General features: G+C 59.5%; 13 protein-coding genes. 6 read left to right on the top strand and 7 right to left on the bottom strand.

The window, feature by feature from the left end; translation table 11 throughout:
• Positions 1-8: 8 nt before the first annotated feature.
• Positions 9-1,505, bottom strand: coding sequence for a methylmalonyl-CoA carboxytransferase subunit 5S (locus QP977_RS07700; RefSeq protein ID WP_049170291.1), 1,497 nt, complete (start codon positions 1,503-1,505; stop codon positions 9-11).
• A gap of 274 nt (positions 1,506-1,779) precedes the next feature.
• Here QP977_RS07700 and glgX point away from each other — a divergent pair, with 274 nt between their 5' ends.
• On the top strand, positions 1,780-3,921 hold the full coding sequence (glgX, locus tag QP977_RS07695; protein ID WP_049193987.1) for a glycogen debranching protein GlgX: 2,142 nt from the start codon (positions 1,780-1,782) through the stop codon (positions 3,919-3,921).
• Between the two features lie 171 nt (positions 3,922-4,092).
• Here the strand turns inward: glgX and QP977_RS07690 are convergent, their stop codons facing one another.
• Entirely contained in the window at positions 4,093-4,335 is a 243-nt protein-coding gene (locus QP977_RS07690) for a HigA family addiction module antitoxin (protein WP_005510305.1), read from the bottom strand.
• Between the two features lie 323 nt (positions 4,336-4,658).
• On the opposite strand from QP977_RS07690, the gene QP977_RS07685 reads away from it, so the two are divergent.
• The 3 genes from QP977_RS07685 (at position 4,659) to QP977_RS07675 (ending at position 10,034) form a co-directional block, all read left to right on the top strand.
• Positions 4,659-6,302: an exonuclease domain-containing protein gene (locus QP977_RS07685; protein ID WP_070595599.1), complete on the top strand. Its 1,644-nt coding sequence runs from the start codon at positions 4,659-4,661 to the stop codon at positions 6,300-6,302.
• Between the two features lie 113 nt (positions 6,303-6,415).
• Entirely contained in the window at positions 6,416-8,878 is a 2,463-nt protein-coding gene (gene treY / locus QP977_RS07680; protein ID WP_016422970.1) for a malto-oligosyltrehalose synthase, read from the top strand.
• Positions 8,868-10,034 carry a GTP pyrophosphokinase gene (locus QP977_RS07675; RefSeq protein WP_070827222.1) on the top strand — a complete coding sequence of 389 codons (1,167 nt, stop codon included), beginning with the start codon at positions 8,868-8,870 and terminating at the stop codon, positions 10,032-10,034. The genes treY and QP977_RS07675 overlap by 11 nt, the downstream gene beginning before the upstream one ends.
• On the opposite strand, the gene QP977_RS07670 is transcribed toward QP977_RS07675, so the two are convergent.
• On the bottom strand, positions 9,982-10,374 hold the full coding sequence (locus QP977_RS07670) for an RNA-binding S4 domain-containing protein (RefSeq protein WP_083304802.1): 393 nt from the start codon (positions 10,372-10,374) through the stop codon (positions 9,982-9,984). The two genes, QP977_RS07675 and QP977_RS07670, sit on opposite strands and share 53 nt — an antisense overlap.
• The gene (locus QP977_RS07665; RefSeq protein WP_005510313.1) at positions 10,375-10,620 is read right to left on the bottom strand and encodes a hypothetical protein; all 246 of its coding nucleotides are present in this window, start codon (positions 10,618-10,620) and stop codon (positions 10,375-10,377) included.
• 152 nt (positions 10,621-10,772) lie between these two features.
• Between QP977_RS07665 and QP977_RS07660 the strand changes: the two genes are divergently transcribed.
• A complete protein-coding gene (locus tag QP977_RS07660; protein ID WP_016422973.1) occupies positions 10,773-11,519 on the top strand; it encodes a helix-turn-helix domain-containing protein in 747 nt (248 codons plus the stop codon).
• 6 nt (positions 11,520-11,525) lie between these two features.
• Here the strand turns inward: QP977_RS07660 and QP977_RS07655 are convergent, their stop codons facing one another.
• Positions 11,526-12,227: a YigZ family protein gene (locus tag QP977_RS07655; RefSeq protein ID WP_370449640.1), complete on the bottom strand. Its 702-nt coding sequence runs from the start codon at positions 12,225-12,227 to the stop codon at positions 11,526-11,528.
• Between the two features lie 129 nt (positions 12,228-12,356).
• Here QP977_RS07655 and treZ point away from each other — a divergent pair, with 129 nt between their 5' ends.
• The gene (gene treZ / locus QP977_RS07650) at positions 12,357-14,273 is read left to right on the top strand and encodes a malto-oligosyltrehalose trehalohydrolase (protein WP_070827221.1); all 1,917 of its coding nucleotides are present in this window, start codon (positions 12,357-12,359) and stop codon (positions 14,271-14,273) included.
• On the opposite strand, the gene QP977_RS07645 is transcribed toward treZ, so the two are convergent.
• Positions 14,270-17,950 (bottom strand): hypothetical protein, encoded by a 3,681-nt coding sequence (locus QP977_RS07645; RefSeq protein ID WP_070566026.1) that lies wholly within the window; start codon positions 17,948-17,950, stop codon positions 14,270-14,272. The genes treZ and QP977_RS07645 overlap by 4 nt on opposite strands.
• Positions 17,951-18,056: 106 nt before the next feature.
• Positions 18,057-19,352 (bottom strand): threonine ammonia-lyase IlvA, encoded by a 1,296-nt coding sequence (gene ilvA, locus QP977_RS07640; RefSeq protein ID WP_049190440.1) that lies wholly within the window; start codon positions 19,350-19,352, stop codon positions 18,057-18,059.
• Positions 19,353-19,392: the final 40 nt, after the last annotated feature.

Below are 19,392 nucleotides of genomic sequence, written 5' to 3'. Positions count from 1 at the left end.
CGATGTTCCTAGGCGGGTTCCACCTGGACGGTCTGTGAGCGACCGCCAACGGTGACCTTGTAGCGAATTGGCTCGCGAATGGCATTGGCAGCACCTGAGGCTTGCTCCGCCTCGCGCTTGAGCTGTTCGGCAGTCTTACCGACGTTCTTCGGCCCTTCGCCGCGCGTGGTGAAGAATCCCGGTGCGACGGATGGGAACAGTGCGTTGGTCAGGACGTCCTCGGCGGTGCCGTTGTAACCGTCGAGCTCCTTGGCCTGCTTGACCAGGTCGTCCCACTCTGGTTCGAGGAGATCAGCCGGGCGAACCGTGATTTCTTCCTTCTTGGTCTGTTCCGCTGCCTGCTTAATCAGCTCTGGGTTGCGCTCACCAGGACACTGCCCGTAATAGCCGAGCATGAGGTCGGCGAACTCAGCCGTCATAACCTTGTAGCGTCCCATCAGCACGTTAAACACAGCTTGCGTGCCGACGATCTGCGAGCTCGGAGTCACCAGCGGCGGGTAACCGGCGTCCTTTCGGACAATCGGTACTTCACGCATGACCTCTTCGACGCGGTCACCCGCGCCCTGGGCCTTGAGCTGGTTTTCCATGTTCGACAACATGCCACCAGGAATCTGCGACATGAAAATGTCGGTATTGACCAGGGTTTTCGACTCGAACTCTGCGTACTTCGGACGCACCTTGCGGAAGTGGTCACGAATGGTGATGAGGTTATCCATGTTCAGGTCGGTGGTGTAGTCGGTTCCCTCCAACATTTCCACCAGCGACTCGGTCGGGTTGTGCCCCGGGCCCAGCGACATCGACGAAATTGCCGTGTCCACGACATCCGCACCAGCTTCGATGGCCTTCATCAAAGTCACCATCGTGACACCGGTGGTCGAGTGACAGTGGACGTTAATCTGGGTGTCCTCGCCGTACGTTTCCTTGATGCCGCGGATGATGTCGTAAGCCGGCTGGGGTTTCAGCAGCGCTGCCATGTCCTTCAACGCAATGGAGTCCGCCCCCATATCCAGTAGACGACCAGCGAGCTTCACGTACCCGTCGACGTCGTGAAGCGGAGACGTCGTATAGCAGATCGTGCCCTGCGCATGCTTGTCGACGTTCTTGACCGCGCGCATGGCGTGCTCGAGATTGCGTGGGTCGTTGAGCGCGTCGAAAACACGGAATACGTCCATACCGTTTTCAGCGGACTTCTCGACGAACTTGTCAACCACCATGTCCTCGTAGTGGCGGTAACCGAGGAGATTCTGGCCGCGCAGCAGCATCTGCAGGCGACTATTCGGCATCAGCTTGCGGAATGTCCGCAGGCGCTCCCAGGGATCTTCATTAAGGAAGCGGATGCAGGCGTCAAAGGTTGCGCCGCCCCAGCACTCCACACTCCAAAAACCGGCCTTGTCCATTTCTTCACAGACATCGACCATGTCTTCCATAGCCATTCGCGTTGCCATGAGGCTCTGATGAGCGTCTCGGAACGCTACTTCCGTTACACCAATGGTTCGTGGACTCATAACTCCAAAAGTAAAGGCCTTTGGGAATCTTCGCGCGTTGGTGACCGCGAATATTGGTGATTCGGCGCCCGCCAAGGTGCGTTTAGAGTGTCAAATTGCCCACTTGCAGGGTTAAATACTTATTTTCGCGCGAAGTTTATGCTCTTAACCGTTCGACTCGAATTTTTCCTTGGGGGTCGTTTTTGCGAAGTGCGCTCGACAGATGGGACGGATGGCGCGCCCACACGGGACCGAAAAAGGCTCATGTTTTTTACAAAACGGTTAAGGTAGTCACATGAACCAAGCAAATACAGTCGGCGATTATCAAGTATGGCCGGGTGAGCCTTACCCGCTCGGATCTACCTACGACGGCGCTGGCACCAACTTTGCACTCTTTTCCGACGTTGCGGAAAAGGTTGAGCTTTGTCTGATTAGCGCCGAAGGCGAAGAAACACGCATTGAGTTGGAAGAAGTCGATGCGCATATCTGGCACTGCTACATCCCGTCTATCATGCCGGGCCAGCGCTACGCCTACCGCGTACACGGCCCATTCGATCCGGCCAACGGTAAGCGTTGCGACCCCAACAAGCTGCTGGTCGACCCATACGCCAAGGCTTTCGACGGCGAATTCGACGGTCACCCATCACTGTTCAACTATGACATTCATGACCACTCGAAGCGCAACACCGAGGACAGCCTGGGACACACCATGACCTCCGTGGTCATCAACCCATTCTTCGACTGGGGCGCTGACCGCGCACCTCGCACGCCGTACAACGAGACCGTGATTTACGAAGCCCACGTCAAGGGTATGACCATGACTCACCCGGATATCCCGGAGGAGCTACGTGGTACCTATGCCGGTCTCGCGCATCCGGCAATTATTGACTACCTCAAGGACCTTGGTGTCACGGCTATCGAACTGATGCCGGTCCACCAGTTCCTCCAGGACGACCACCTGCGCGAAAAGGGGCTGCGCAACTACTGGGGCTACAACACCTTCGGTTTCCTAGCACCACACCAGGACTACTCGGCTTCCCAAAAGCCAGGCGGAGCAGTCAGCGAGTTCAAGGGCATGGTGCGCGCATTTCACGATGCCGGCATTGAGGTCATCCTCGACGTGGTCTACAACCACACCGCCGAGGGCAACCACATGGGCCCAACCATCTGCTTCCGAGGCATCGACAACGAGGCCTACTACCGCCTGGTCGAAGGCGATCGCCAGCACTACATGGACTACACCGGCACCGGTAACTCCCTGAATGTGCGCCACCCACACTCGCTGCAGCTGATTATGGATTCGCTGCGCTACTGGGTCTCCGAGATGCATGTCGACGGCTTCCGCTTCGATTTGGCATCCACCCTGGCTCGAGAATTCCACGATGTGGATCGCCTCTCCGCCTTCTTTGACTTGGTGCAGCAGGATCCGATTGTCAGCCAGGTCAAGCTCATCGCAGAACCGTGGGATGTCGGCGAAGGTGGCTACCAGGTCGGTAACTTCCCACCGCAGTGGACTGAATGGAACGGTAAGTACCGCGACACCATCCGCGACTTCTGGCGCGGTGAGCCATCCACGCTCGGCGAGTTCGCTTCACGTATCACCGGCTCCTCGGACCTGTATGCAAACAATGACCGCCGCCCAACTGCGTCGATTAACTTCGTGACCGCGCATGACGGTTTCACCCTCAACGACTTGGTCAGCTACAACGAGAAGCACAATATGGCCAACGGCGAGGACAACCGCGATGGCGAGTCCCACAACCGTTCGTGGAACTGCGGTGTGGAAGGCCCGACCGACGACGAGCGCATCATTTCGCTGCGCGCCCGCCAGCGTCGTAACTTCCTGACCACTCTCCTGCTGTCCCAGGGCACTCCGATGATTAGCCACGGTGACGAAATGGGACGTGGCCAGAAGGGCAACAACAACGTCTACTGCCAGGACAACCGTTTGGCCTGGGTCGACTGGAATCAGACGCGTACCAACTCTGAACTGGTCGAATACACCCAGTTCCTGACTGAGCTGCGTGCGGAGCACCCAGTCTTCCGACGCCGCCGGTTCCTGCGCGGTGGCCCGCTCGGTGCGGAAACCGACGATCGTGACATTGCCTGGCTGACCTATGAGGGTCGTGTCATGACGACCGATGACTGGAACTTCGACTTCGGCAAGTCGTTGATGGTCTGGCTCAACGGCGATGCCATCACTGAGCCTGATCGCCGAGGTCACAGGATTGAAGATGACTCCTTCCTGCTGTGCTTCAACGCCCACCACGAGGACATCATGTTCCAAATTCCGGGCACCGAATACGCACACAGCTGGGAAGTCATCATCGACACCACAGAGATCACGGGTCGCCCGACCCGCGAGCGCATCGTTGAGCCAGAAGGCGAGCTCCGCGTGCCAGCCCGTTCTACCATCGTGCTGATCGAGCGGCACTAGCCGCATCCGCGTTGGGTGTAGGGGCCCGGGCCTGGGTTGGTTCCTACACAAAATCCCCTGTCGGCGGAAGACTTTTCTTCCACTGACAGGGGATTTTCGGCTCTGAGTTCAACTCAAAACAGGGTTTGGGTCAACACAGCACCGCGGGAGCCGAGCTGGCGTGAAGTCTTCTTACGCAGATGCGCGCATATTGAACTCCGCCTGAGAGTTCAACCAGTACTCCGGCTCGGTGTCAAAGTAGTCGGACAGTCGATTTGCGAGGTCAGTGGTGACCGCAGTGCGGCCGGTGCGAAAGCGCTCCAGAGTTGAGCTTGGCACGCCGATGGCAAGAGCCAGTCGGTAGATAGAGAGGTGTCGCGGCTCGAGGAAATTATCGTTCAAGATAGAACCAGGGTGCACAGGATGCGTGCTCAAAATGTTTACTCCTTATTTCATCGCTTCACTGGCATACGTTGTTTCCGCTTTGCCCTTCGCTTGAGCTCGAAAGCTCGAACGACCAGTTACCGCCGTTCGTCGAAAAGTATAAGGAGCGCCCGCTCAAAATGCATCCGGACATTTAACCCCCCAAAACATGTGGTTTTCAGGGGTACAGACACCCCCACTGTCCGAACGCTCCATAAATATTCCTATTTTTGTGGGCATTTCCACATTGTCGGAAGCCACGTGTACTCGGCGAGAACCGCAGGTACCACAGCCTCTATGGGGCTCAATCCGCCATCGGCGCTACCATCTAGTGCATGACTACGACCACGCCATCCTCCGAGCCCGCCGTCGTCTTCGAGCTCACCGGCGACACGGTGACTATTACCGCAGATGGGCTCCGCCTTACCCACACCATCAACACGGCCAGCACCGCCCCCGCGAAGCCCCTCCCGCTTACCGACGTTGCCGAGGTCGCATCGGCAAGTAAAAACGGTGTCTACACTCCGGCCAACCGCTTTTTCCCCGGCACGGTAGACCTCGGGGTAGCTTTACCAAAGGCCCGTGTGATGCCTCATCGTCAGGCAGCAGCGCAGTTGCTGGCAGACCTCGTGGCGGAGATAGCCAAGAATCCTGAGTTCTACAACTCAGCAGATGCTTTTACTTCCACGTTGATGCCGTGGGTGGCACAGCGCGCGGCGGTCACCGAAGGCGTGAGTGTGGTTGAGGGCGCGGGCGACGTCGTAAAGCACTCTGTGCCTTTTGCACCGCTTCCTACTGGGGATGAGGTTGCGGTGTCAGACATCGCACCGTTTGCGGCGTTCGATGTAGAGACAGCGAACGAAGACACCGGCTCGATTATTCAGCTTGGTGTTGCGGTCGTGCGTGGCGGGAAGGTGACGGATCGTTATTCCTGGATGTGCCGTCCGCCAAAGGGGCTGGAGTATTTTGATGAAGCCAATGTCGCGATTCATGGCATCACAGCGGCGGATGTGGCCGGTGAGCCGTCATTTCCGGAGCAGCTGGCGAAGTTTGTTGACGTCGTTGGGGATTTGGACGTAGTTGCTCACAATGCGCGGTTTGATTTCACAGCCCTGTCGCGGGCGTGCCGGGCGGAAGGCATTCCAGCACCGAAGTTGAATTTTGCGTGTACTTATATGTGGGCTCGGCAGATGCAGTTGGGGCTGCCCAACTTGAAGCTGCCGACATTGGCGGAGGCCGCGGGGACGTCGCTGGAGAATCATCATGATGCGACGGCCGATGCGGTCGCATGTGCTGAGGTAGCGCTGTGGTTGATGGAGCAGCAGCGCGCAACATCGGTGGCTGATTTGAGCCAGAAGGTCTCGCTGAGCTTGGGCCAGATTGGCAGTGGACGAGTGCGGATGGTGCGCTATGACCCGGCTGGTGTCGCCAGCACTGGTGCCGGGACCAACGCGGGAACTGGTGCTGGTGCTGGTGCGCAGTCCGGCAGTTCCGCGCCGTCACGACGGCCGCGTCGCAATGCGAAATGGGATGCGGCCAAGACACCGGACACCATTCCAGACCCGAATCCGGACGCGGATCCAAGCGGCCTGTTGTACCAGCAGCGGGTGACACTGACCGGTGATTTTGCACCGTATGACAAGGGCTTTCTGTGGGACAAGATTGCCTTTGCAGGTGCGAATATCAATAAGGGTGTCACGAAGAAAACGACCATTTTGGTCGCCGGTCCGTGGGATTCGGTGACGTCGAAGGAGAAGAGGGCTCGACAGCTGCAGGCCGAAGGCCAGGAAATCCAGATCTGGACTGAGAAGGAGCTCTTCACCGCACTCGGGCTGAATCCGGAAGAGGATGGCGCGTCCGAAGCGGGAGACACTGCGGAAGGAACACCTAGCGCCAGCACCGGGGACAACTCCAGTGAGTCGGTTCCAATGTTTGGTTCCACTTCCCTGCCGGGCGATGACGGAATGCCACCCTTCTAGGCCACGTTCACGAGAAAAAATTCGCATTCGGACGGCGGGTGCAGACTCTGGGGCTAGCTGCTGCCACAGCGGTCAGGCAGCAGCTTTTCCTGGTGGGCGGTATAAAGGGGAACATGAGTCGCCGACCAATTACGTCCACCTACCGTCTCCAACTCCGTGGCCCCAAGGCCGACCCAAACGGGCGCGCTTTCACGTTCGCTGACGCGGCTGAACAGGTCGGCTACTTGGCAGACCTCGGAATTTCACACCTGTATCTGTCGCCTATCCTCACCGCCGTACCGGAGTCTAACCATGGCTACGATGTCATCGATCCGACGACAGTGAACCCGGAGCTCGGCGGCATGGAAGAGCTGCAGAAGCTCGCGCAGGTGGCGCACAAGGCCGGTCTGGGCATCATTATCGACCTGGTACCGAACCACCTCGGTGTTGAGGAGCCCAAGCTCAATGCCTGGTGGTGGGACGTTCTGACCTATGGCAAGGATTCTCAGTTCGAGCCATACTTCGATATCGACTGGCACGAGGACAACGGTGCCAACGGCAAGATGGGGTTGCCGATTCTGGGATCCCCGGAGGATATCGACAAGCTGGAGCTCGACACCTCTGGCGACGAGCCACTTCTGCGTTACTACGACAACACATTCCCGGTGCGCCCCGGCACCGAGGACGGCACCCCGCAGGAAGTACATGATCGCCAGGCCTATCGCCTGATGTACTGGAAGGACGGGGTCATTGGCTACCGTCGATTCTTCAGCGTCAACGGCCTGGCCGGCATCCGCCAGGAAAACCCGGTGGTATTCGAGCACACACACCGCATCATCCGCGAGCTGCTAGCTGCGGACATCATTGACGGTGTCCGCATTGACCACCCGGATGGCCTCAGCAACCCATTCGGATACCTCAGTGAGCTGCGCCGTCTACTCGGCGATGACAAGTGGCTGGTTATCGAGAAGATTCTGGGTGCCGAAGAGCCACTGGATCCGAGGCTCCAGGTTGACGGCACCACGGGTTACGACGCCCTGCGTGAGTTCGACAATGTCTTCGTCAACCGCGACTCCCGAGACGCCATGAGTATGTTGGCTCTGCAGCAGTCCGGCTCAACCTGGGACAAAACTGCCGTGCAGGCAACTGCGCAGGCTCTCAAACACGATGTCGCAGCGCACGAGTTGGCTGCAGAAGTCCGTCGTCTAGCACGTGCCCTGCGCCGCGATAACTGGTCTATCAGCGGTACCAGCGTCAGCGATGAGGTACTTATCGACACCATCTGCAAGCTGGTCGCTGCCATGCCTGTCTACCGTTCGGACTATGTCTCCCTGTCGCGAGTGGCTTCCACGGTCATTGGTGAAATGGCAGCGCGTTTCCCCTCGCGTGTCTTTGCCCTCGACCTCATTTCGGCAGGTTTGGTAGCCGGTGGTGAGGCCGCCACGCGGTTCGCTCAGGTTTGTGGTGCGGTCATGGCAAAGGGTGTCGAAGACACCACCTTCTACCGTGCCTGCCGCCTGATCAGCCTAAACGAAGTCGGCGGTGATCTCGGTCGCTACGGCATGTCTGCGGCGGAGTTCCACCTGTTGCAGTCGGAACGTGCTCGCCTCTGGCCACGAACCATGACCACGCTGTCCACGCACGACACCAAGCGCGGCGAAGATGTCCGCGCCCGCATTCTCCAGCTCTCCGATGTCTCCGGCGACTGGGCTGAAAATGTCCGCAACTGGATGGCCATCACCCCCGCCCCGGACGATGCCACCGGCTACTTCCTGCTGCAGAACATCATCGGAGTCTGGCCGACCGACGGCGTGATTACCGATGAACTGCGCGAACGCCTCCACGACTACGCCATTAAGGCCATCCGCGAGGCAGATGTGCACACCTCCTGGACGGAGCCGGTCGAGGAGTTCGAACTCGGCATCCGCAGCTGGATTGACGCGCTTCTCGACGGCCCCCTGACCGACTCCATCACAGAGTTCGTCCGCTCCATTGCGCCAGCTGCCCTGACCACGTCACTGTCGCGCAAGCTCCTCCAGCTTGTCGGCCCCGGCATCCCCGATACCTACCAGGGGACGGAGTTCACAGAGGACTCCCTGGTTGATCCTGACAACCGCCGGTTCGTCGACTACGATGCGCGCGTCGCGGCGCTGGATAAGGTTGCTCGCGATGAGGTCACGTCGGTAACTAAGAGTCCAGAGCACCCAGCTGAGCTGCCGGAGGACTTTACGGATGCCGATGCGGACGTCGCAAAGCTGATGGTGACTCACCACGGAGTGAAGCTGCGTGCGGAACGCCCGGAGTCCTTCGTCGGCGGCGCCTACCAGCCAGTATTCGCCGTGGGTGTCGGCGAGCGTCATTTGGTCGGTGCAGCACGTGGACCGAAGGGCGAGCCGGAAGATGTTATCGCGCTGGTGACGCGCCGTCCGCTGGGGCTGCAACGCGAAGGCGGTTGGGGCGACACTACAGTGACACTTCCCAAGGGATTCTGGACCGACCGTTTCACTGGCCATACTTGGTCCGGCACCATCGCCGTGGCTTCTCTGTTCAGCTCCTTCCCAGTAGCACTGCTGGTACGCGAGGACGATGACGACTAATCGAATGAAGGATTCGCTTCCCGACGATTCCCGCGACCAGACCCGCAAGACTCAGTTGGCGGAGGATCGAGAGGTTACACGTGCACTGCAGTCGAAGTACGACTCGTGGGCAACTCGGCACCCCACCGCCGCGCAGGACTTTGTCGATGCGATTAAAGAGATTCTCTCCGATGCCGGTTTGGCCTTTGACAATGTCACGGCGCGGGTGAAGTCTTTCCGCTCATTGCGGCAGAAGGCCCTGCGTCGTGAAGCGGACGGCAACTACGTCTACCCTGACCCGTGGCACGGTATCCACGACATCATCGGTGTGCGTGTAACCACGTACCATTCGACGGAGATTCCCGCGATCATGGATGCGCTGGGAGATTCGCTGACTGTGCTGCGTAGGATTGACAAAACCGCGGAGACACGAATCAGCGGCCGGTTGGGATACGGCTCCCAGCACTTGATCTGCAAGGTGTCGACGGCGGCGCCGTCAGAGCTAGCTCCATATGCGGATATGCAGTTTGAGGTGCAACTGCGCACTGTGCTGCAGCATGCGTGGGCGGAATTTGAGCACGATATTCGCTATAAGGCCCCTGAGGGAGCGACAGACCCGCGGATTGATCGAGCTTTTGCGCTGGCCGCTGGCCTTATTGAGCTCGCGGATCAGCAGTTCGACCAAGTCGTTGCCGTGCTGGAGGAATCCACGCCGGACGATTCCGCGCAGGGAGAGGGCAAACAGCCCTCAGCTCCGGCAAAGACCACAGCCGATGACATTGTGGTGACTGAGGAAACCCTACCCGGCGTGCTGACGATGCTGCTTCCAGATGCGCCCCGATCGAAATCAGAGCATTACGACTGGGCAGAAGAACTGCTGGAGCGCAATGGCATCCGCACTGTCGGGCAGCTGCGAGAGCTACTTAATCCGCAGCGCCTCAGCGCGGTAAGCAAGGCCATGAAGTACCGCTTTAACCCAGGTCATGTGCGTGTTATCGATGACCTATTACTAGCGGCTCGCGGTGAAAAGCACATCAAGGCCACTGCGGATACCAGCCATAACCCGAAGCGTCGACCAGCCCGTTTGCGCGCACGGTTGCAGCAACTAGCGGAGGCCGGGATGCCTATGAGCGACGTCCCCGAAGACGATCGAGCTGACGGCGATCGCGCTTCGTAGGCCGCCCGGCACCGCGGTCGCGCGTCGGCATCGATGCGAGAATCTCCTTCGGAGGCGGTGGCGGAGAGTGGTCGATATAGCACTGCCTGGCCACCGGAGCTCCGACCCGCTTCTTCACCGTCTTGGTGACCTCAACAATGTGTTCGCGGTGGTTTGCCCACAGTCGCACTCTGTCCCCGGGGACGACCAGAACTGAGGGTTTCACGGCTTCGCCGTTGACTTTGACGTGGCCGCCACGGCACGCATCTGCGGCCAATGAGCGAGTTTTCAGCAACCTGACCGCCCAAATCCAGGCATCGATACGCACTGGTTCGGTAGACAATTGCTGCTGAGCAGGCATTTACTGCGGATCCTTGTAGTTCACAATCCGCTGAACCTTTTGCCAATTGAGAAAACCACCGACCAGGCCGACTACTGCCAGGATGAGGAATAGGGACATGCTTCCGGCTAGAAGTCCGAGCACTGCACCGCCGACGACACCGCTGCCTGCCCACACAACGGCATTGCGGGAGTACTTTCGCACCGCGTTCTTACGGAGCTCAATGGGGTTCTGAGGTTGGGGCTGAAGATAGCTCATGGAGTACATATTAGAGCGTTCTGGTCGCCCTGACGCATCGCATAGGTCGATAGGGCGTACAATTCGGGAAAAATTTCTACAGCTATAGCAAACCTGCTAGATATTCCTATTTGGGTAGGTAATTAACACAATGGCGTAGGTTGATTGCTAGTGTTAGTCCTATGACAGAAACTGTCCGCCCCCGCCACCGCATGGTCGACCGCGTTGCGGCGATCCTCGAACTCGTTGCGCGCTCTAACGAAGGTCTAACCCTCACTGACATCGCCCACACGCTGAACTATCCGCTCAGTACCACGCAGGGCCTTGTCAACGGTCTGACTGTGACAGGTTACCTTGACGAGTCCAACAAGCGTTACACGCTCGGCATGGCGCCGTTTCTGCTCAATGTCATGGCCGGTCGTCGCATGGTCAACGTTCCGACGGCTGAGCTCGAGGCGATTCACAACGAAACTGGCTTGATTACCGTGCTGGCACTGCCGGTTGGTGGCAAGCTTTTCTACCTCAAAACCGTCGGTGAATCCATGCGCTACCAGTACCTGACGGAGAACTTCCTGCCGCGCTCGCTGTTGCGCACCTCTGCAGGTTGGGTTTTGATGAGTCGGTTTGAAAAGCGCGAACTGTGGTCCTACCTGAACTCCGCGCGGCCGGAAGACCAGGTCTATGTGGATGATTTCCTCCGCCAGGCCGGGGAAATCGCAGAGACCGGCGTCTGTGCTGCCCCGGGTATTGCCGAAGGCGGTGGCGTTGACGGTGTCTCTATCGCAGTGGAGGAAGACGGTGCTACTGTCGCGGCAGTCTGCGTTTTCGGTCGGCCAGAAAAGATTGCGGAAAATAAGGACGAACTGGTGGAAATTCTCAAGCGCCATCGCGGCGCACACAACGGCGAGGAATCCCCGAACCAGGGTTAGCGGCTGTTAAGCGCGCAGCTCCCACCAGATTTCGCCACCGTCCGTAGACGGCTCGCTAGCTCCCTTAGTCAGCGCCTGCATTTCGCCGTCAAGCTGGGCAATCCCATCGGCAGTCACCGCGATGGAAAACTCCACGTTCTGGCCCCACCGCGTTTCCACGATCTCATAACCACGAGCACGCAATTCCGCTTCGATGCGACCGGCATCTGCGGCGGAGACACTCACTACTCTCAAGGCTCTTTGCACGCGCCGCATGCGCGTGACTTTTTCTAGACACTCTGAGACCGAATCCGAATAGGCCCTCACAAGCCCACCCGTGCCTAATTTGATGCCGCCAAAATAGCGGATCACTACGGCGGTGACATTCGTCATTCCAGAGCCCTGGAGCACATCGAGCATTGGGCGCCCTGCCGTGCCGCCAGGTTCACCGTCATCTGAGGATCGCTCCACCCGATTCCCTCCGACGACCTCATGAATGTATGCGCTGCAGTGGTGGCGAGCATCCGGGTACTCCGCCTTGGCCAAATTGATGACCTCTCGGGCGCTGTCTTCGTCGTCAGCACGCGCGATCCACGTGATGAAGCGAGATTTCTTAATCTCGATTTCATTCGTGACGATGTCACCGCCGGCGGGGACAATCAGCTCGATGTCGCGCTGCTTCTGCGTCGCTTCGGTCGAAGTGGATGGCTCGGTGGTCATAGTGTCCATTGTTGCGTATGGGCTTCGTGCACACCCAATCACCGTCGCTCGCTACTATCTCGACTTCACCTTGGACTCACCTCAAATACGCGGTGTTCGAAAACGGTTCCCCTGTGCCAATCCGCTGACTGACCTACCATGGTGCCCATGAGCAACTACCGAGTCTGGGCCCCGTACGCTTCCGAAGTCCGTCTGCTGTTGGGCAATCCTGACGCGCCAGCGATTTTTGATATGCATCCAATCGCTGACGCCACCGATGGCTACGGCGCCAACTCTGGTTGGTTTGAAGCTGATGTGGCTCGTACACCGGGGGATCGCTACGCATTTTCGCTGCGGGCACATGCGGGATTCGGCGCGCCTGACGACGAATCGGGGGACGGCTCCTCCCCTGCTGTCGGTGACTGGACAATACCGCTGCCAGATCCGCGTTCCCAGTCGCAGCCGGATGGTCCGCATGGTTTCTCCGAGGTCGTTGACCTGGGTGCCTATAAGTGGAAGGACTCGGCCTGGTCGGGCCGGATTCTGCCAGGAGGTCTGATTTATGAGCTGCATGTGGGCACCTTCAGCGATTCTGGTGATTTCGAAGGTTTGGTGGAACATCTAGACCATCTGATTGAGCTGGGGGTAACACATATTGAGCTGATGCCAGTGCAGCCTTTCGGTGGTGACCGTAATTGGGGCTATGACGGTGTGTCCTGGCACAGCGTGCACGAGGGCTACGGTGGCCCGCGGGGTCTACAGAAGCTGATTGATACGTGTCACCGAAAGGGTTTGGCTGTCATCTTGGATGTGGTCTTTAACCACTTTGGTCCAGACGGCAACTATGTGGGATTTTTCGGCCCCTACACCGCTGGTGGTTCGACGGGTTGGGGTGAGGTTGCCAATCTCACTGGCGACAACTCTGATGAGGTGCGTGCGTATATTTTGGATGCAGTGCGCCAATGGCTGGTGGATTACCACGTCGACGGTCTTCGTCTGGACGCGGTCCATGCCCTGCATGACGAGGGGGCATTCCACATTCTGGAGCAGATGCAGGTTGTCGCAGACACTGTCGCAGCCGAGACTGGTATTCCGCGTTCTTTGATTGCAGAGTCCGACCAGAATGATCCGCGTTTGGTCCGCCCGCGCGCTGCAGGTGGCTTTGGCCTCAACGCTCAGTGGGATGATGACGTCCACCATGCACTGCACACGCTGGTCTCTGGCGAGGACCACGCCTACTACTCAGACTTTGGGTCGGTGGAAGCGCTAGCTAGTGCTTTGGAAACTGGCTTCTGGCATACGGGCACAATGTCGACGTTCCGTGGTCGCACTCATGGTCGTCTCTTCGACCTGTCTGTACAGCCCATGCATGCTTTCGTAACGTACACGACCACACATGATCAAACGGGAAACCGCGCTGTCGGTGACCGTCCGTCGATGAACCTCACTCCGGCGCAGCAGGTTTTAAAGGCAGCAGTTATCGCCTGCAGTCCTTTCACCCCGATGCTCTTCCAAGGTGAGGAATGGGGCGCCTCTACCCCGTTTGCTTTCTTCTGTTCCCATGAAGATCCGGAGCTGCAACGGCTCACGCGCGAGGGACGCCTACGTGAGTTTGCCCGTGCCGGGTGGGATCCGAAGGAGGTATCCGACCCATCGGATCCAGAGACCTTCCACCACTCGAAGCTCAATTGGCAGGAGGTCTCGGAGGGCTCGCACGCCACTATTCTGGCGGCCTACCGCGATCTCTTCGCGCTGCGGAAGTCCCACCCGTCGCTTCGCACTCCCTGGTCGGCATCTGTGGTGACTGAGTATGACGAGGACAATCGTTGCCTCGTCGTTGTGCGCAGCCAGGATGAGCGCGAAATGGGTGCCCGAAACTCGGATGCCTTTGAAACTGTCGCTTTGGTGGCGAATTTCTCCGACGCCGAAACCAGCGTCAGCCTGGATTCCGAGTTCGGTTCCGCCCACCTGCTGCACACTTTTGAAGACGCAGCAGCCAGCATCGTCAATGACGAAGCTGCCGGTCCCGAAATCTCGCTTCCAGCGTGGGGCTACGCTGTCGTCTCGCTCAGCTAGTCAGCCGGATTTTCAGCCTCGGTGTCGGACTCTTCCTCATCCGCTGCACCCGACTCGGGTGCTGGCCACGGCAACTCGGTGACATCACCGTGGAGGACGTGAGCCACCAACGCGTCTGCGATGAGAATATCGCTCATCACCAACGTCGGAACCAGGTCCGCCAGCTGAGCCCACATCGGAATCAGCTCACGGACAGCGGCGACACTGGCATCAGAGTTCTCAGCCTGAGTACGAGCCAATACGCGGGCAGCCACTGCAATAAGCAGTGACGTTCCCGGCACCAGAGTCCAGTGCAGCGAAGGATCATCCGCATCGATGCCGTCGAGCTTGTGGAAGCGCACATTGACCGCCTTGCGCAGTCGTGGAGACGCCTTCGATACCGTCTTAAACAACACCCGAGAGGCGGCGGCAAGCTGGGTCATGACACCGGATTCCACAATCTCAGCACGATTGCGTACCACTTCGTAGATTGCGGTGAAGCGAGCGTCATCGTCGGTCAGCGGACCCGGGACCATGCGGTAAGGATCAAAGACCTGCGACAGAATAGCGCTGGCCTGTGCTTCCGGCAGCGAGGTAATCTGCACCGAGCTCTGGTCGATAGTAGCGGACTCCAGGGTGGTGTCCTGGCCGCTGGCAGCAATGTCCAGCAGTCCCTGGCCACCAGTTGTGCGCAGGTAATCCAGCTGACGAGAACGGTCCACGCTCTCATCAGTGAGATCCGCCAATGCTGCCAATGCACCGAGCCACGGCACACGGCGACGCCCCGGCACTGGCTTAGTAGCGCTGAAGTCTCCCAGCACGAGTCCGGAGGCGATAAACATACCCGGCTGATCGTCGAGCGCGATGACTGAACGGTTCAACGCTGCCAGACCGGCGCGTGGTTCGGCACACAAGATCGCACCCAACCTAGGTGCGGCCAGCAGCGGATTCGCCTGCACCATGTCGGTTGCACGACCAGCCCGCAAGGTCGCCAGTAGTGTCCACAAACGTGCGAGCTGATCCTGATTTAGCTCGCCCCACAGTTCCTGCGCGCGAGCAACGGGATCGGTGTCCTCGCCATCGAGGTCGATAGCCTCTGCATCATCGACATGATTCAGAATGGTCGACCCGGCCGCCGGCCACTGCGGGTGGCGTTCCTTTTCCACACCGAGAGTCACCTGCGCGACAAATGGGCCAAGGCCGCGGAGTTCGGCGGGAAGCTCGCATTCGCCCTCTACGACTTCCAGGGCGACGGGTTCGCGCCACGGCTGACCGGCGGCCCAGAGCCACAGGGTCATCGGCAAGTGCGAAACGTCGTCAGCGACATCAACCTCGATGATGTCAGTGGCTTCATCGTTGAAGGCAATCTGGCGGATGGCATCGCGGGAGGAAGCCTCCACCAGTGGTACAGACAGGCGCTTCCGTCCCGTCACACGTGTCCAGTCCAAACTGATGCGCAGGGCCTTCAGCAGGGAGATACGGTCGGCAAACTTGCCGAACTCCGCGTAGCCAGTATCGCCGAAACGCTTGATGGGGACACGACAGATGTCGCGCTCACCGCTGGAAACTGCAACATGCGCATGGCGCAACTCGCCCGGGGCATTGACGACAATCTTGCCGAAGGCATCGACACGCTTCGGGCGGGTGACCAATGTAGTGGTGCGGCGGGCGACGGATTCGTCGGCAAGCGGAACCTCAAACTGCAGCGTGCCTGGCGTGACCTGCAACTGCAGCCATGCGCCTTCTTCGGTGGAAAGCTCGACGGTACCTGTGACTTCGTCTGCCCCGAGGCGTACGATAGCGGGCTCGGCGTCAAGCGGCTTGTCACCCGAGACAACGCGGATGTCGGCGGGGCTCAGCCCGTCGATGGTTGGGATGCGGAAGCCGTCGCCACCACCGCTGTAAGTAATCGTGAGGTCTGCCTGCTCGGCAATGGCGAAGTGCTTCTGGAAGCTGCGGCCACGCGGATTGACCAGGCGAACCACGAACTCGCCGACCCACGGATAATCATCATCGGTAAGGATCTCAACCTCGCCACCCGCGGCGGGCACCTCGAGGTCATAGACCATGACGGAATCCGTGGTAAACGCACCATAGCCACCAAAATCGGTGACAATGGCGCGCCAGGACTCGTCCTTACCGGACAGCGTCGGCGGGAACACAGCGACCGGCCCACCGGCGTAAACCGGGGTGCCGTAGGCAGACACCGTGCCGTCGAGACGTGCGTGGGGCATGGTCATTCGCGGTTGCCGCTGCGGTGATGCCGAGCGAACCTCGCCAGCCGCCCCGGACCGACGAACCTGAACTGCATGAACATCGCGAAGGTCGATCTCAGCGACTTGCCACAGCTCCCAGTTAAATGGGCGCGGGTCCGATAGCAATGGCACCTCAGCGCCTGTGACGGGGTCAACGAGTGTGGCATCAACCGGGTAGACCACCGTAGCGGACGTCGAGTGTAGCGAGACCTTGTCTGTGACTGACTGACCGTCGGCACCGAAAATGAGAATCGGGTCCTCAGTGCTAATCGCGGGGACTCGCCAGTGCTTCTCATCGCCGATTTCCACCAGCACATCGCGCACCGGCTCATCGATGGTCACCACTGGACGCGGCAGCGAATCCTGCAGGCCCACCACCGGCGTCGTTGCTACCGTGCCGCCGAAGGTGACACGCCAGGTCCGTCCCGCCGGATCCAGCGGCGTCGGTAGCTGTACGCCAACGGTCTGCGTCAGCTCATCGAAGTACAGCTGCGGGCGGCCGGTCGTTGCCACCACGCCCACGGCTTCACGACGATTCGCAGTACCCGCCGGACGCATACGCAGCTCTTCACGCGCAGCGGCCACCAGAATAGGCGGCAGCCCCGCATCGAGCTGGCCGAGTTCTTCCCGAGCCTCCCAGTTGGCCGGATCAGCGGCGGTGGCAATGGCATAGCCGAGGGTTGCCTTAAACAACTTGTGCGCCTGACGAGGTGCCGTCCTGGCCAACTGACGCAGCGCCAGTGGGTAGACACCATCTTCCGCCTCTGCGATTTCGGTCAGCAGCTCCTCGAGCAGCGGATGAACCTTCGACAGCGCCTGTACCAGGTCATTTGATGAAGGGTCGGATAGCTCCGATACGCCCGCAAGCTCCTCACAGCGCTCGATAATCAGTGGCATCACTGATAGCTGCACACCCGCGTGCAGAAGAAGCACCTGCGCTGCCCGCTGCAGCGGATCCGCGTCGGCCTGGCTGCTGTCGACGTCGTTAGGCAAACCAGCATTGGCCAGCATTGTCGGCACTGCGGCGGCGAGGTGCTCGATGAGCGCGCCGGTAGTGTCAGCGTCTGGATCCAGCTGCAGAGCGGCTGGCCAGTCCAGCCACATTTCGCTTGCCGACGCAACACGCGCGGCGCGTCCTACCAGCGAGGCAAGGGTGACCAGCGGGTGATTGTCAACGACACTCTTCGCAGCTTCAATATCGGCAGCAGTACCACCCACCAGATGATGGGCCAGGAGCGTTCCCAGGAAGCGGTCGATACGCTCAACCTCGTCCATCGCCAGCCCTGACCAGACAAACAGTGGCTCAACTTTGGCCTGTGTGGCGGATTCCAGCAGACCCGGAATCCGGGTGGCCAGGTCCTGCTCTGCGGCAGCCAGCCACATTTCGACAATCACGGTATTTTCCACTCGGACACCCTGGTCGACACTGCTTGCCCCAGTCATAGTGGGTGGACGCTCCCCTTCGCTACAAAGCTTGCTCGAAAAGATTCATTTAATTAACGAAGCTGGGAGGACTTCCTCGGAGGTTTCCCAGCTGGACCCAGCAAGTCTAGGTCAAAAAGTCATACTCTGGTGTGCCGGGTACCAGTCGGCGGCACTTCAGCGGCGAGGCATCCATGCGTGCCAGCAATTCCTCGAGGTCAGAGGCACGACGTAGCTCAATACCGACAAGAGCCGCGCCAGTTTCGCGGTTGTTGCGCTTGAGGTACTCGAACTGCGAGATGTCGTCATCCGGGCCGAGAACATCGCTGAGGAACATACGCAGCTGGCCGGGCTTCTGCGGGAAGTTGACCAGGAAGTAGTGCTTGAGGCCGCGGTAGACCAGCGAGCGCTCCATGATCTCGGCATAGCGCAGCACGTCGTTATTACCGCCCGAGATGATGCAGACAACAACCTCGTCCGGTTCAAACTGCATCTGCTCCAGAGCTGCCACAGACAGCGCACCGGCCGGCTCAGCGATGATCCCTTCGTTCTGATAGAGATCCAGCTGCGCCTCACAGACCGCGCCCTCCGGCGCAATCATCGGATGAACGCGGTTGCGGTTGGCCTCCAGGATGTGCCATGGCAGGTCACCGAAACGGGCCACCGCGGCGCCATCGACGAACGGATCGGTGTGCCCCAGCGTAATCGGGCCATTGTTCTCCAGGGCTGCGCGCATGCAGGCCGCACCCGCAGGTTCCACACCCATGACCTGGGTGTTCGGCGACATATCCGACAGGTAAGAGGTGACACCGCTGAGCAGACCACCGCCACCGACCGGTACGCAGATGGTATCCAGAGTCAACCCCTGACCGGAGAGCTGCGCAATAATTTCAGCTGCGACAGTGCCTTGTCCGACGATGGTGTTGAAGGAGTCGAATGGCTCCACCATGGTGGCACCAGTGCGCTGTGCGTCAGCACGCGCCGCAGCGGCGGCCTCATCGAAGGAGTCCCCGACAACGACAATCTCAACGGCATCGCGGCCGTGGTAAGCGATACGGTCGCGCTTCTGCTTCGGCGTGGCATTGGGCACATAGATGCGCCCCTTAATACCCAGCTGGCGGCAGGCATATGCCACGCCTTGAGCGTGGTTTCCTGCAGATGCCGCAACGACGCCTGCTGCTCGCTCTTCGTCGGTAACCTGAACCATGGCGTTGTAGGCACCGCGAATCTTGTACGAGCGCACGTCCTGGAGGTCTTCCCGCTTGAGGAATACCTTTGCACCGGTGATTTCGGAAAGACGTGGGCTGAACTGCAGCGGAGTGGCCGCAATAACCGAAGAAATTCGTGCCTGCGCAATCTGAATATCGGCCGCGTGAACAAGTCGGCGTTCGGTCTGGGAAGCAGGCACAGAATTCTCACTCATGAGCTATGACTCTACTCGGTCATACAACCGGTTGCGACAA

The sequence above is a fragment of the Corynebacterium sp. MSK012 genome (assembly GCF_030232435.1).
Classification (GTDB): domain Bacteria; phylum Actinomycetota; class Actinomycetes; order Mycobacteriales; family Mycobacteriaceae; genus Corynebacterium; species Corynebacterium jeikeium_D.
Note: the sequence above shows the minus strand (reverse complement) of the source record. Positions and strands in the feature narration are given on the sequence as shown.

Excerpts from the sequence above, each read along its gene's own strand:
- QP977_RS07665 (WP_005510313.1), bottom strand. The coding sequence starts at position 10,620 with ATGTACTCCATGAGCTATCTTCAGCCCCAACCTCAGAACCCCATTGAG.
- ilvA (WP_049190440.1), bottom strand. The coding sequence starts at position 19,352 with ATGAGTGAGAATTCTGTGCCTGCTTCCCAGACCGAACGCCGACTTGTT.
- QP977_RS07675 (WP_070827222.1), top strand. The coding sequence starts at position 8,868 with ATGACGACTAATCGAATGAAGGATTCGCTTCCCGACGATTCCCGCGAC.
- QP977_RS07685 (WP_070595599.1), top strand. The coding sequence starts at position 4,659 with ATGACTACGACCACGCCATCCTCCGAGCCCGCCGTCGTCTTCGAGCTC.
- QP977_RS07660 (WP_016422973.1), top strand. The coding sequence starts at position 10,773 with ATGACAGAAACTGTCCGCCCCCGCCACCGCATGGTCGACCGCGTTGCG.
- QP977_RS07645 (WP_070566026.1), bottom strand. The coding sequence starts at position 17,950 with ATGACTGGGGCAAGCAGTGTCGACCAGGGTGTCCGAGTGGAAAATACC.
- QP977_RS07700 (WP_049170291.1), bottom strand. The coding sequence starts at position 1,505 with ATGAGTCCACGAACCATTGGTGTAACGGAAGTAGCGTTCCGAGACGCT.
- glgX (WP_049193987.1), top strand. The coding sequence starts at position 1,780 with ATGAACCAAGCAAATACAGTCGGCGATTATCAAGTATGGCCGGGTGAG.
- QP977_RS07670 (WP_083304802.1), bottom strand. The coding sequence starts at position 10,374 with ATGCCTGCTCAGCAGCAATTGTCTACCGAACCAGTGCGTATCGATGCC.
- treY (WP_016422970.1), top strand. The coding sequence starts at position 6,416 with ATGAGTCGCCGACCAATTACGTCCACCTACCGTCTCCAACTCCGTGGC.
- QP977_RS07655 (WP_370449640.1), bottom strand. The coding sequence starts at position 12,227 with ATGGACACTATGACCACCGAGCCATCCACTTCGACCGAAGCGACGCAG.
- treZ (WP_070827221.1), top strand. The coding sequence starts at position 12,357 with ATGGTGCCCATGAGCAACTACCGAGTCTGGGCCCCGTACGCTTCCGAA.